Genomic DNA, 13,553 nt, shown 5'->3' with positions numbered 1-13,553 from the left:
TGACCACCACATCGTTGTTGGTATTGATGAAAAATTCTCTGGCTGAACTTCATGGTCGACGACATACATCAACGCGCTCGAAACAAACAGCGCAATGCAAAACAGATATAGCGCCGCGCCAAAGGCGTTTCGTTCTTCACGGATCGCCGAGATCAGATCCTCAAGAGCGGTTGAATAATGAGAGATTTTCAGCAGCCGCACAAGCCGCAGAACGCGCAACCAGCGTAGGTCCATCTGTCCAAGGAACAATGGCAATATGCTTGGCAGGATTGCAATCAGATCAATCAGGCCTGTAAAGCTGAAAATATAGCCAAAACGGGATTTTGCAGATGACTCGGTTTTGCGATCTATGTTGGCATCACTTGACCAGATCCGTAAAATATATTCACAGCCAAATATCGTCACCGAGAACAATTCAAATGCCCAGAACAGAAACCCATATTGGGTGCTTAACTGATCGATGGATTCAAGTGAAACAGCTAGTAAATTCAATAGAATGAGTGTTGAAAGCGCACGGTCACAATACATGCTGACTTTATCGTCACCATTTGAGCGGGACAATATTTCAAGCACCCGTTTTTTGTTCAAGCCAGACATACTAACGCCACGTTATTCAAAGTTATTCAAAACTGATATAAGATGTAATGCATACGACTATACATGCTAATTGGCTAAGCGCAAATTTTAGCTTAAAGGGCGATTAAGTACCCAGAATATCCTCGGCGATTTCGGCTGTTTCGATGCAACGGTCAACGAAGGCCATTGTGTGGGCTCTGCCGTGCATCTGGAACATGCGCATGATGCCAAAACGGCTGGCAGCAAGCGCCACTGATTCTGGATCACGGCGCAGACCTGCAACCATATTCAGCAATTCCTCGATATTATCGCGGATTGCTTCGACACGCTGACGCTCGGTTTGTGGCATCTTTTTGGTTGTGGCATTCACCGCAACATGCGTTTCGGTTTTATAATTTTCAAGATAAAGTATCTCGCCCATAATCAGTTACTCCTAACTATCAGCCGAAAGGTTTTGCTTGGGACAGCGCATAAGGCGAACATGGTAATAATGCAATCCGGATACGGGGTCGGCCATTTCGACTAGGCGGACGGGAACCATCATATTTGCATTGATTGAATGCGCCCCGTTCCGAAGCAAAATCAGCCCATCTTCAAAATGTCCGCGATGTGTCAGGCGCATTACACTTAAAAAGCGGCACCCTTCAAGATGCGCTGTGGTTTTATCCATAAAGCCGATCTGACTACTGCCTGGCGTTGCTTTTGGTGGCGGTGGCGGTGCTGGTGGCGAAATTTCGGTATCAACCGTGTCAGCGCTTTGACTAGCCACTGAGGCCACAGGCTTTGGCGCGCCACTTTCTACCAGATATAAATTACAGGCAGATAAAAGCGTAACAAGACTAATAATTGGAAATGCACGAAACATCGTTATCGACCCTTGAAGAAATTGTGAAGCGTTGCTTCCACAAAAGGTTAACGGCGCAGTGCAGCAATTTTTTAGGATAGAGGGTGGTTTCGCGCAACGATTTAGCGATCGGTTGAAACAACCCGCAATTCACCACTCACGCTCATAGCACGTCCCACGTCAAAGAATAATTGGGGGTTCAGTGATTCGCCATTAACGCGCATTTCGTAATGCAGGTGCGCCCCTTCAGTTCTGCCCGTTCTGCCCATATTGCCGATAACGGTACCTTCACTGACGTCTTGATCTTTTTTGACGCGTATCTTGGACAAATGCGCAAACACAGTTTCCACGCCAAAGGCATGGCGCACCCGCACAACATTTCCAAACGAACCTGCTTTACCGGCAAATGTCACAGTCCCCGGTGCCGATGCCAATATATCTTCCTGCCATGTGCCAGCCAGATCAATGCCGTGATGGAACACTTTCTTTTTTGTGACGGGATGCTTTCTATAACCATAATTGCTGGAAATATAGAAATACAGCATAGGCGGTTTGAATGGAATTTTCCGCAAGGCTGAACGATGATCATCCAAGGCCAGCACCAGTGTTTTGAAATCTTTATTGTCGAGCGCTGGGCCGACAGAGTCATAGTCAGGTAAATTTTCTTCCAGCAAACCAAGATTGGCAACGCGGCTGCGGATTGTGTCTATCTCTCTGACCATCGACACAAGCAATTTCATTTCCTGAACAGCGCTATCAATTTCAGGAACCATTCTTTTCGGTTCAATCTTTTCCATGCCAACAGGCGCATCACCAATAGGCGGCACTGTTTGCTTGATATTTGTAATGCTACTTATCGTGTCTGGTTTTGGCCTATGCAATGGCTGCTCATCAGCATTGTCAGGTTCATTCAAAGTATCTTTGTTATAAAAGCTATTGAAGGCAAAATCGGGAATGAGATTGCTCAAAGCAGCCAATTCGATAGCAGCCCGTTCACGAGGGCTTTTTTGTATTTGCGCTGGTTTGGCGTCATCAACTGGCTCAATTGGGCGAACAGGTGCCTGCGGTGCATCTGCCAGCTTTGGCAAGGTCACGCTATTATCTGCTTCAAACATGGGCTGGTCATCAGTCACTTTTTCTGCCAGCACATTGGCGGTATCCATGGCGTCACTATTTCCAGCCGTTGGTAAAGCATTGACCCGGTCGCGTTTTGAAATGATCCGCGCAAAGGTATTCTTAGATGCATTCATGCCATCTGACTTGGGTGCAAATGGTTTTTGCGTCTTGTCAGCCCCTGTTGACAGGTCTTTTATAAAGCTACCCGATGCTGGCTGTGCTGTGCTGGTCTCGGTTTGTGGTGCCAGCGCTATTACCTCCAACGTGTCGTTGAAATTATCAGCATCCATATCTGTTTCGGTTATACTTGCGTTGGCTGTCTGGATTGAATCCCTGCTGACAACACCAACAGCGTTGACGCCAAGAAACACCGTCGAAATGGCGATAACAACAGTGCCAACAAAACAAACTACGGCTGCGGAAATGACATATGTTGGTTTCACCGTAATCTCAACAGGACCATTTTTGGTCATGAACAGAAATCTGTTTTCGCGTAAAAACCACAGCCTGTTATTCACGGTTAATGGCGAATCGGCACGGTTCCCCTGAATCATTTTTGGGGTGAAACGCTGAATGATTTTGCCGATTATCCTGCGCATCAATTTATCCAAGCTTCCATAACAAGACGCCAATAATGGCAATGTTTGAAAGTGTCTGAATTATACAGAACGCAAATAATGTTTTGTTTGATACCTGATTCTTCACATTCAAAGTAAAGGCAGGCATCTGCAATGCTGAATCAAGCGCGGCCTTTGTATCATTCTGCGGCGCGTCTTGTGGTACGGCATTTTCCGGAACTTTGTCTGTCTGATCTTGATATTGCGCAGACCCTTGCGCTACAGCCAGCTCAGCAATGTTCCCCATGGTTCGTGAACGAGGCTGTTCACGCTGTGAAATAGACGCCGAACTAACCTCGTTTCGAATTTCTTCAATCCGTTTTCGAATGTCGACTACATCTTCACTCATAACTTCCTCAAACCACGCGACTTAATAAAAATTAAAATGAGCCGTTAAGACTACTGACCAAAGTCATGCAACGGAATAAATCTTACTATTATTTACGACAGTTTCTATAAATTGTTACCTTTAGAACGCATAGGCAAACAATTAATCTTAACTTTATTAGAAAAAATTTGATAGGCTCGCATTATCAGGGGGTTGTTATGTTTAAAAATACAGAGTCAAACGATGCGGATACCCAAAAAGTGTCTGTAATTGATGATCAGATGCGAATCACAGGAACGGTTATTTCAGATGGTGATGTCATTCTTGCTGGTCAATTGGAAGGGCAAATTATCTGCAACAAGCTAACCGTCGAAGATGGTGCCATTCTTAATGGCAGTATCGAAACTGGGGAAGTTGTCATTTCAGGTACAGTCACCGGTGATGTTGCATCCATAAACGCGCACATTGAGGCGTCTGGCCACTTTGAGGGTGACCTGAAATGTATAGGCATAGAGGTTGAGGCTGGTGCCCATGTAGTGGCCAAATTCAAAAAAGCACCGGCAAAAATTGTTAAGGCGGCAGCTAAACTTGAAAATGAAACCGCCGAATAACTGTCATTTAGATAATCAATTTATAAAGATCAGAGGATAGAAGAATGGATATATCAAAAACAAAAGCAGTCATTGGCGAAGGCGCTCATTTTTCGGGTACCATAAGCAATGCTAAATCTATCGAAATCAATGGCACAGTCGAAGCTGACCTTGAAGCTGAAAAGGTGTCAATCGGTCCGGAAGGTGAATTTCACGGCGCGATTAAATCCGATCTGGTTGTCATTTCAGGCCATTATAATGGTGAAATGCACGCACACAGTGTTTGGGCAACGGAAACAGCGCAAATCGCTGGTGAAGTCCATTACCAGTCTTTGCAAATGGACCGTGGTGCCGCGCTGAATTGTCGTGTCGTTCATAACTGGACCGAAGATACAGGCAGCTCTTTGCCTCACGCGGAAAGCGAAGATGAAGTCACTGAAAGCGCTGATGCTGAAACAGATGAAGATGCCAAATAAATAACAATTTTGATCCCAGTTAGGTCTGGTATAGCAAAGGAAAATAGTCATGGACGGAAGTACAAATATTATTCAGGGCATGGTCGTCGAAGGTAAGCTTGATGGTGGCGAAGCGCCGGTCGTTATTTCTGGAAATTTTTCAGGTGAATTAAACGCCGTTGAAGTGTTTCTCGAAGAAATGGGCGTTTTCAAAGGAACTTTGAATGCTGACCGTGTGGAATTAGCGGGTGATTTCAACGGGACTTTGACCACTGAGGAACTATCAGTTGGATCAACGGCAAAAGTAGATGGTGAATTGCGGGCGAACTCGCTTGCAATCGAACTTGGTGCCGAAGTTATCGGTTCTGTAGGTCGTAAGTCGTAACCGGCGTCATACAACTAAAATTTTGAACCAGCGCGCCTTTGGCGTGCTGGTTTTACATGACAGGAATTTTAAACAAACATTAATTGTGCTAAGATTACTTTGAGATTGAAACTGGGTATTTAGGGCGCAGTTATGTCAGAAGATTTCTTTCGCAAATTAAGCAAAAAAGAAATTGATACTTTAACAAATGTCGATTTTGCAAACCAAGATGAAAAAATCAATTATTCACGAAATCTTTTGTTTCTGCTTCTGTTATATTTTGTCATCGTATTATGCACCTTGACCTTTGTTATTTTGAAAAAAGATTTCTTTATCAACGAACTAAGATTGATGGAGAATGTTGATCTTCAATTCGCCGAAGCGACCCTTAATCAACGTATTATCAAAGTTATTGTTTTGTTGGTTTTGATTGGTGTCAGTGCCATTGTTAATCGCTATTTTTCGCTAATTGCTGTCCTTGTTTTTGTTGCGGCAATTTTTGGATTAGTTGATGATTTTAGTATGCGGATTACGCACTCGGACGATCCATTTTCATTAACAGCTTCCACGGTAACCATTTTGCGCGTCATTGCGATTGGACTGATTGGAAAAATGATTTTGCAAGCGATTGGTGAACAACCGCAAAAGGATCAAGATTTCCCCTAAGACCACTTTTTACACGAATATGTATGATGTCTAATGAGTGGTATTTTGCTAAATTTTACGCTAACCATATCTAAACGGTTGGATTGTTAGTGTATGATGCGAACTCAAGTTGCAATTATCGGGGCCGGGCCAGCAGGCCTCTTATTAGCGCATATTCTTCATCTTAGAGGCATTTCATCGGTTATTCTTGAAGCGCGGTCACAACAATATTGTGAGGCGCGTATTCGGGCTGGAATCCTCGAACAAGGCACGGTTGATATTTTACGCGAGGCTGGCCTAGGCGCAAGAATGGATCAAGAAGGATTGCCGCATCATGGTATTGATATTGCTTTTGACGGTGGAGTTCATCCGATCAGCATTGAAAAATATGACAGCGGAAGACAGGTTATGGCCTATGGCCAGACTGAAATTGTCAAAGACTTGTTTCAACAACATGCGCAAAATGGAACCGTTATCCTAACCGATGCCGAAGTGACAGGAATTGATGATATTGATGGCGCGTCTCCGCAGGTGCATTACCGCCATGACGGCAAGGACCACACGCTCACATGCGATTTTGTTGCTGGCTGTGATGGGTTCCGCGGTGTATCCCGCAAGGCCATGCCAGCAACCATACGCAATGATTTTGATCTGATTTATCCTTATTCATGGCTTGGTATTTTGGCCAAGGCGCCACCCATGAATAAAGTCGTGATTTATGCCCAGCATCCTCGGGGATTTGCATTGCAATCAATGCGGTCTAATGAAATCAGCCGTCTTTATATTCAAGTGGACAATGAAGATCATATTGATAATTGGTCGGATGAAGCCTTGTGGGATGAGCTGGATATCCGCATTGGCGTCACGCAAAATCGGGGTGAAATAATTCAAAAAGGCATCACTCCGATGCGGTCATTCGTATCTGAACCTATGTCATCTGGACGTCTGTTTTTGGCTGGTGATGCAGGCCACATCGTTCCCCCTACTGGGGCCAAAGGATTAAACCTTGCCATTGCTGACGTGGCCTTGTTATCGGCGGCATTTATTGATTTCTATTGTGATGACAGCGAAGCTCAACTTCGGGAATATTCATCTCGTGCACTTCGCCGTGTTTGGAAAGTCGAACGGTTTAGCTGGTTTTGTACAACTTTGCTACATACCGACCATCGCCATTCGGAATTTGAAAAGAAACTTCAACGTGCTGACATGGATTATCTTTTATCATCAGATGCCGCGATGAAATCATTTGCCGAAAACTATGCGGGGCTTCCTATTGAAATTTTACCTGATCTATAGCCTGACGCCATCTGGTGATAAAGCGGCTTTCTTGGCCTTGTTCCAATAACGAAAAAACCGCCCAAGGTCAGGCGTGCGGTCAAGTGAAACAAAAGCCTTTTCATTTATAACATGCGTTGCCACCAAATTGTGGGCGAAGTCTATGAATGCGCATAGCTGGGGATTTGGTGTTTCTGGGATAAATATATCGGTCACAGATTGCTCTTGGATTAAGTGAACAATCACCTCATTCATTTTGCCATAATATATATCAACTGGTAATGTGCTTAGGGTTTCATAGATGAAAACCAGACGTTTAAAACTATAACCAGCGTCAGAAAAATAATTTGAATCCCATATAAAAACAGGCTGTTTCCACGCGCTTCGTGTGGATAGGGATTTCGTTTCGTCACTAAAAATAGGATGGTTTAGAGACAGTGCATCTTCATGAAGAATAACAAGATTAGCCATTATAATCCTCACGATACGGAAATAGGATACGGTCCAATTCATCATAGGAATAGGCAAGCGGCAGATTATCCTGTGATGCGACATTCAGCCCCGGTGCGGCATATTTAGTGACATTCTCAAGATTGTAAAAATAGGGTTTGTTGGCAAATGTGCTGGCTACCCATTGCCAGGATAAATTATTGCTGGCTGGATCACCATCAAGCAGGTGATGCAGGAACCATTTTGCACCAGCTTGCCATTTTATGCGTCGCCAATGCACAACATAGGCCGCAACATACATGCGGGCGTGATTATGAAGATAGCCAGTTGTGCAAAGATCATTGATAAAGCTATCTATTACCGCAACCCCAGTCTGACCAGTTTCAATGTCCGCTGGTAAAGTGTCAGCATAATCATCAGCCGCAAATCCGGTTTTGTAGCTTTCAATATCATGCCAGATATCATCTGGACTCTGGCGATAGCGTCTTTGCCAGTAATCTCGCCATGCTAATTCCTGAATAAATTTTTCAGTTTGTTTAGGTTCGCCACTTATGGCCAGCGCATGATTGCGGACGTCATTGAGCGAAACGATACCATGCCGGATATAGGGCGACAGGTACGTCACATCACCATCAAGGTAATTACGACTATGCGCATATTGCGCTGGATTTATGGCGTCTAAAGCGATCTGCGCAGGCTTTTCCCCGCCTATTGTTGGGCTGACGGTTTTGTCAGCTATATGCGGGCTTAGGCTGGCAACATATGCGATCAAGTCTTCGCGACTATCAAAATTGGATTTAAGAAGCGTAAGTGACATGGTGTATCCTTGGTATGCGCGGATATGAACTACCGCATTCGCCCTACAATGCGTGCTATATGAGTGCCAACATTATAAATGCAATATTAGTTATATACTTTGTACACAGTGATTTGATTTTACGCACGTTAATACACATATAGGGTCGTTAAGGGACAAAGTGATGCATGTTGTTTGGTTCAAAAGGGATTTGCGTGTCTGGGATCACGCACCACTTGTCGCGGCTTGTGCTACTGGCCCTGTTTTGCCGCTTTATGTTGTCGAACCTGAACTGTGGGCTCAGCCCGACATGTCTTACCGGCACTATGCTTTTCTGGGTGAAACCCTTGCTAGCCTTGATGAAAGCCTGACCAAACTTGGTCAACCTTTGGTGATACGCGTAGGCGATATGGTCAGCGTTCTTTCTGACATAAATCAACAACATGGCATAACTGCCTTATACGCACATGAGGAAACGGGTAATGGCTGGACGTTTGCCCGTGACAAGGCTGTGCAGGCGTGGTGCCAAGATCATCAGCTTCCTTGGCATGAATTTCCACAGCATGGTGTTCATCGTCCCCTCACATCTCGTCGGGGATGGGCTGGCAAATGGGACAAGCTGATGAATGCGCCAGCTTTGCCAGCACCCGATAAATTGCTGTCAGTGAAGCTGAAAACCATGGATGTGCCTAGTGCCGGCTCTTTGGGTCTTGCAGATGATGGATGCCATGCACGCCAGCAAGGCGGACGTAGTGAAGCTATTGCGCTGTTAAAAAGTTTCTTAACAATGCGCGGACAAAAATATCGTTATGAAATGTCGTCCCCGGTTACCGCGGCCGATAGTTGTTCGCGGCTTTCGGCGCATCTTGCCTTTGGTGCTGTATCGATGCGAGAGGTGTTTCAAGCCGCCAACCGTCGGCAAATGCTGGTACATGAGGCTGATGAAAGAAATAGAAATAACTGGTTGAAATCATTAATAAGTTTTGAAAGTCGCCTGCATTGGCATTGCCATTTCATCCAGAAGCTAGAAGATGAGCCCGCAATAGAATTCAAGCCCTTTCATTCGGCTTATGCGTCTTTGGACAAATCACATCCGGACGCATCTGCCAGATATACCGCATGGGTCAAGGGGCGCACCGGATATCCGCTTGTTGATGCTGTGATGCGATCATTGACAGCGACAGGCTGGCTGACCTTTCGGATGCGTGCCATGGCCATGAGCTTTGCCAGCTATCATCTGTGGCTGGATTGGCGACGTCCCGCGCTTCATCTTGCGCGTAATTTTATCGATTACGAACCTGGCATTCATTACAGCCAATGTCAGATGCAGGCGGGCATTACCGGAATCAATACGATACGGATTTATAACCCGATAAAGCAAAGTCAGGATCAGGATCCGCATGGTCATTTTATCCGACGCTGGGTGCCAGAATTGAAACATGTATCGGATAATTTGATCCATACACCATGGATACGACCAGACCAGGCACCAGACTATCCGGCACCTATCATTGACGAAAAAGTGGCGCGCAAATTTGCCAGTCAGCAGATGCATGCTATCCGTAAATCCTTGCCGCATCGCCGCGAAGCTGCCCGTGTTGTATCCAAACATGCGAGCCGTAAAGAAGGTGTGTCCCTGTCACGCAGAATAGGTTCGGGCAATGACGACATGCACATCAAGCGCCGCAAAAAATCGGCAACACCGGATAAACAGCTTGATCTAGGTCTGTAGCTGAAAATGTTTCACGTGAAACATTTCGTGAACAAACGCCGGTGCCGCCTTTATTTCAGATGGCGCATATTGGCCTGTCCATCTAGCCACGCCCAACAAATGGCATTTTCGACGCCATGATGGTCATGAACTGGACGTTGGTCTCAAGCGGTAATGTCGCCATATGTAATACGGCGTCAGCAACATGCGACACATCCATGGTGGCTTCGGCTTTGATTGAACCATCAGCCTGAGGAACGCCTCTGGTCATCGGTATCGCCATTTCGGTTAGCGCATTGCCGATATCAATTTGCGAACAGGCAATATCAAATGGGCGGCCATCTAGTGACAGTGTCTTGGTCAGGCCGCTAATGGCATGTTTGGTTGTTGTATAAGGTACTGAACCAGGTCGCGGTGCATGTGCCGAAATAGAGCCATTATTGATAATACGGCCACCTTGGGGTGACTGCGCGCGCATCAAAGAAAATGCCGCTCGGGCGCATAGAAATGATCCGGTCAGATTGATATTCACGACATCCAGCCATGTCTGAATTGGAATTTCGTCAATAGGCATGCTGGGACTGCCAATACCGGCATTATTAAACAGGACATCAAGATGCCCCCATATATTAACAGCGTTACTGAATGCGGCATCGACCGCATCGACGTCACTGACATCGCATGGCAGGACAAGCGCGTTTTCATGCCCATTGGCAGTTTCATCAAGCGTGTCTTGGCGACGCCCTATCAAGCCAACCTTAAAGCCAGCCTCAAGAAACGCCTGTGCTGTTGCCCGCCCGATACCGCTGCCAGCGCCAGTGATGATGATTGATTTCGCCATGAGACATACCTTTTAAAATGAGATTTTTAGAGTTTAGGCAACCATAATTAAGACGTCTAGCAATCTTAATGAAAATACACTTTCCTCTGTGAAATCTGCTATGTACATATAGCGCTTATATGTCATGTCTGTTTGATTTTGAGGATCTATTTTGGGAAGCAATAACGCCTTTGTGATTCATCCGGACGTAAAATATGCGCCGACGTCACGACCAGCCGACATGATGCTTGATGAGGCTTGTATGCTGGTTGAAGCCATTGGGCTGGATGTTGTGCTATCCGAAACCGTGAAAATATCCCAGCCGCGCGCTGGTTCATTCCTTGGTAAAGGCTATGCCGATCAGCTTGCCGAAATGGCTGAGGCCTATGAGCATCCGTTGATCGTCATCAATACGACGTTGTCGTCGGTGCAGCAGCGTAATCTGGAAACGCTGACATCATGCAAGGTCATTGACCGCACAGCCCTGATTCTGGAGATTTTTGGTGCACGCGCGCAAACACATGCCGGACGGCTTCAGGTTGAGCTTGCTTCGCTTACGTTCCAGCGCTCCCGACTGGTGCGTAGCTGGACGCATCTTGAACGTCAGCGTGGTGGTGGCGGCTTTCTGGGCGGGCCAGGCGAACGCCAGATCGAACTGGATAGGCGCATGTTGATGGATCGGGTCATGCGTATTAAAGGCGAGTTGCAGGAAGTTGAAAGAACACGCCATTTACAACGCCGCAATCGTGACCGCAGTGAAACACCTACATTGGCATTGATAGGCTATACGAATGCTGGAAAATCGACGTTATTTAATAAATTAACGGGTGCGGATGTTCTGTCCAAGGACATGCTATTTGCCACGCTTGACCCCACCATGCGCGGGATGAAGCTGCCATCGGGACGTCGTGCGGTGCTTGCCGATACAGTTGGGTTTATCAGTCAGTTACCTACCGAGCTGGTTGAAGCGTTCAAAAGCACGCTCGAAGAGGTGGTCGAGGCAGACATTCTGGTGCATGTTCATGATGCGTCATCACCAATGGTGGCTGAGGAATATGCTGATGTTTGTCATGTTCTTGAAGAATTGGGGCTTGATCCCGAGATGCAGGCAGAACGGGTTGTGCATATTCTGAACAAATCAGATCAAATTGACGATATGGCAGGCGATACTGCGGACGAAACGCGTGAATATTTACAAAATTTGCTAGGTGGTGGCGTTTTTGTTTCTGCCCTTTCCGGTGCCGGAATCAATGATGCCTTGCTGGTGCTAGATGAAAAGATCAATGCTGATGATATTCGGCTTGATGTTGTGCTGGCACCTGAAGACGGTGCGCCGCGTGCCTGGCTTCACGCCCATGGAACGGTGCATAGTAGTGTGTTTGATGACGTTGGGAATGAAACAGTGTCTTTGACAATCAGTATTGCCAACCGCAACCGCTTTGCGTCACGCTGGCCACAATTATAGCATTGAAAGCCCGATTTTTGACCAATCTGTTAGGGTATGGGTTAATTTTTTGATTAGTCTGTTTGGAAAATCAAATCTATAGTTTGTCTTATTAATCGTGAATTAACAGTCAGCAAGTATTTATCCAAAAAGGAAGCAAAGACAATGGGTGGTGAGCGTATCGTATTTCTGAATGGTGCATTTGTTGCCGAAAGCAATGCCAAGCTATCAATTTTTGATCGTGGGTTGCTGTTTGCGGATGCTGTTTATGAGGGTTTTGGTGTGCTTGATAGTCAGATCGTAGATTTTGAATATCATATTCATCGATTGGAGCGATCATGTGGTGAGCTGGCGATGGTTTCGCCGATGGACAAGGATGAATTATTTGCGGCACTGATGCGGTTGATCGCCGAAAATGATCTGGCGGAAGGGTTTTTATATCTGCATGTTACACGCGGCGAGGGTGATCGTAGTTTCTTTTATAATGATGGCTATAAGCCAAATGTTTTTGCCTTTACGCAAGGTGCTAAATTTATTGCTGATGATCCAGCCCCTGCGGTTAAGGTGCTGACAACACCCGATTTGCGATGGGTGCGCCGTGATATTAAAACAACAAATTTGCTTGCTCAGGTGATGGCAAAACAGGCTGCACATGAAGCAGGTGCTTATGAAGCTGTGATGATTGATGATGATGGATTTGTTACCGAAGCAGGGTCATCAAGCTTTTTCTACATCAAGGATAAGACACTTATTGTGCGTCCCGTCAGTAATGAAATTCTGCATGGTATTACCCGCCAGACAATGTTGCGGGTTGCTGGCGAGCAGGGAATTAAGGTAGATGAGCGCATTTATAAGCTGGATGAAGCATTGACAGCTGACGAAGCCTTTTTGACAGCGGCCTCGATCTATGTGCTACCGGTGAGTCACATTGATGATACCAAAATTATCGATGGGATGCCTGGTGCCTTTACGAAAGCCTTACGTGCCGGATTTTTGAAAACGGCGCGCGCTGAATTTTACCAGCCTAGCTAAGCTGTGGTGGCGTCGATGTCTGAACGTGTAGAATCAGCTATAGGCACATTGATGAAGGGGGTGCCACCCTTGCCAGATGATCAGGTGACGCTGGCAAATTGGCGAGAACCCAGATTTGCACGCTGGTCGTTTTCGCATATGCGCCAGCTATTGCCCACAAGTCCGATAACAGCATCATCATGTCCTTTTGACCTTACTGAGGCACGACAGGATCTTGGATCGATGCGCTTTGCGGGTGCGGATGGGGGCGATTTGCGTCTTGATACATTTTTGCGCAGAAGCCAGACCGATTGCTTTGCTGTTATGCATAATGGAAAACTGGTTTATGACTGGTTTGACGGTTTTGGTGCGCCAGACCGCCCGCATATTTTGTTTTCGGTATCAAAGTCTTTAACCGCTTTGGTGGTGGGCGTGCTGGTCGAACAGGGTGTGCTTGATGTAAAGCGCACTATATCCACCTATGTACCAGAAGTTGCTGGGAGCGCGTATG

Annotated in this window: 17 protein-coding genes; 9 read left to right on the top strand and 8 right to left on the bottom strand. The window is 46.1% G+C overall.

Annotated features, from left to right (window positions below):
• The 5 genes from ABNT28_RS06920 to ABNT28_RS06900 form a co-directional block, all read right to left on the bottom strand.
• A partial coding sequence (locus ABNT28_RS06920; RefSeq protein WP_348721267.1) for an ion transporter occupies window positions 1–597 on the bottom strand: 597 nt, incomplete at its 3' end.
• Window positions 598–700: 103 nt separating this feature from the next.
• Window positions 701–997, bottom strand: coding sequence for a hypothetical protein (locus ABNT28_RS06915; RefSeq protein WP_348721266.1), 297 nt, complete (start codon window positions 995–997; stop codon window positions 701–703).
• A gap of 12 nt (window positions 998–1,009) precedes the next feature.
• The gene (locus tag ABNT28_RS06910) at window positions 1,010–1,441 is read right to left on the bottom strand and encodes a hypothetical protein (protein WP_332923779.1); all 432 of its coding nucleotides are present in this window, start codon (window positions 1,439–1,441) and stop codon (window positions 1,010–1,012) included.
• 101 nt (window positions 1,442–1,542) lie between these two features.
• The gene (locus ABNT28_RS06905) at window positions 1,543–3,135 is read right to left on the bottom strand and encodes a M23 family metallopeptidase (RefSeq protein WP_348721264.1); all 1,593 of its coding nucleotides are present in this window, start codon (window positions 3,133–3,135) and stop codon (window positions 1,543–1,545) included.
• A 4-nt stretch (window positions 3,136–3,139) separates the two neighbouring features.
• A complete protein-coding gene (locus tag ABNT28_RS06900) occupies window positions 3,140–3,502 on the bottom strand; it encodes a hypothetical protein (protein WP_348721263.1) in 363 nt (120 codons plus the stop codon).
• Between the two features lie 197 nt (window positions 3,503–3,699).
• Here ABNT28_RS06900 and ABNT28_RS06895 point away from each other — a divergent pair, with 197 nt between their 5' ends.
• The 5 genes from ABNT28_RS06895 (at window position 3,700) to ABNT28_RS06875 (ending at window position 6,831) form a co-directional block, all read left to right on the top strand.
• Window positions 3,700–4,092 (top strand): polymer-forming cytoskeletal protein, encoded by a 393-nt coding sequence (locus ABNT28_RS06895; RefSeq protein ID WP_332923776.1) that lies wholly within the window; start codon window positions 3,700–3,702, stop codon window positions 4,090–4,092.
• Between the two features lie 44 nt (window positions 4,093–4,136).
• Entirely contained in the window at window positions 4,137–4,547 is a 411-nt protein-coding gene (locus tag ABNT28_RS06890; RefSeq protein WP_332923775.1) for a polymer-forming cytoskeletal protein, read from the top strand.
• A gap of 49 nt (window positions 4,548–4,596) precedes the next feature.
• Entirely contained in the window at window positions 4,597–4,911 is a 315-nt protein-coding gene (locus ABNT28_RS06885) for a polymer-forming cytoskeletal protein (RefSeq protein WP_332923774.1), read from the top strand.
• Between the two features lie 132 nt (window positions 4,912–5,043).
• Window positions 5,044–5,556 (top strand): hypothetical protein, encoded by a 513-nt coding sequence (locus tag ABNT28_RS06880; protein ID WP_332923773.1) that lies wholly within the window; start codon window positions 5,044–5,046, stop codon window positions 5,554–5,556.
• A 96-nt stretch (window positions 5,557–5,652) separates the two neighbouring features.
• Window positions 5,653–6,831 (top strand): 4-hydroxybenzoate 3-monooxygenase, encoded by a 1,179-nt coding sequence (locus ABNT28_RS06875; protein WP_332923782.1) that lies wholly within the window; start codon window positions 5,653–5,655, stop codon window positions 6,829–6,831.
• Here ABNT28_RS06875 and ABNT28_RS06870 read toward each other — a convergent pair.
• On the bottom strand, window positions 6,826–7,281 hold the full coding sequence (locus ABNT28_RS06870) for a hypothetical protein (protein ID WP_332923772.1): 456 nt from the start codon (window positions 7,279–7,281) through the stop codon (window positions 6,826–6,828). The genes ABNT28_RS06875 and ABNT28_RS06870 overlap by 6 nt on opposite strands.
• Complete coding sequence (locus ABNT28_RS06865) at window positions 7,274–8,077, bottom strand: FAD-binding domain-containing protein (protein ID WP_332923771.1); 804 nt, start codon at window positions 8,075–8,077, stop codon at window positions 7,274–7,276. Before ABNT28_RS06865 ends, ABNT28_RS06870 begins: the two co-directional genes overlap by 8 nt.
• 163 nt (window positions 8,078–8,240) lie before the next feature.
• Here ABNT28_RS06865 and ABNT28_RS06860 point away from each other — a divergent pair, with 163 nt between their 5' ends.
• The gene (locus ABNT28_RS06860; protein ID WP_348721261.1) at window positions 8,241–9,788 is read left to right on the top strand and encodes a deoxyribodipyrimidine photo-lyase; all 1,548 of its coding nucleotides are present in this window, start codon (window positions 8,241–8,243) and stop codon (window positions 9,786–9,788) included.
• A gap of 82 nt (window positions 9,789–9,870) precedes the next feature.
• Here ABNT28_RS06860 and ABNT28_RS06855 read toward each other — a convergent pair whose 3' ends face one another.
• Complete coding sequence (locus ABNT28_RS06855; protein ID WP_332925014.1) at window positions 9,871–10,608, bottom strand: SDR family oxidoreductase; 738 nt, start codon at window positions 10,606–10,608, stop codon at window positions 9,871–9,873.
• Between the two features lie 151 nt (window positions 10,609–10,759).
• On the opposite strand from ABNT28_RS06855, the gene hflX reads away from it, so the two are divergent.
• The 3 genes from hflX to ABNT28_RS06840 form a co-directional block, all read left to right on the top strand.
• Entirely contained in the window at window positions 10,760–12,052 is a 1,293-nt protein-coding gene (hflX, locus tag ABNT28_RS06850) for a GTPase HflX (RefSeq protein WP_332925015.1), read from the top strand.
• 144 nt (window positions 12,053–12,196) lie between these two features.
• Window positions 12,197–13,063 carry a D-amino acid aminotransferase gene (locus tag ABNT28_RS06845; RefSeq protein ID WP_332925016.1) on the top strand — a complete coding sequence of 289 codons (867 nt, stop codon included), beginning with the start codon at window positions 12,197–12,199 and terminating at the stop codon, window positions 13,061–13,063.
• Window positions 13,064–13,078: 15 nt separating this feature from the next.
• Window positions 13,079–13,553 (top strand): serine hydrolase (locus ABNT28_RS06840; RefSeq protein WP_348721259.1); only part of this gene is annotated, 475 nt, incomplete at its 3' end.

The sequence above is a fragment of the uncultured Candidatus Puniceispirillum sp. genome (genome assembly GCF_963979125.1).
Classification (GTDB): Bacteria; Pseudomonadota; Alphaproteobacteria; order Puniceispirillales; family Puniceispirillaceae; genus Puniceispirillum.
This window is presented reverse-complemented; position numbering and strand designations above follow the sequence as displayed.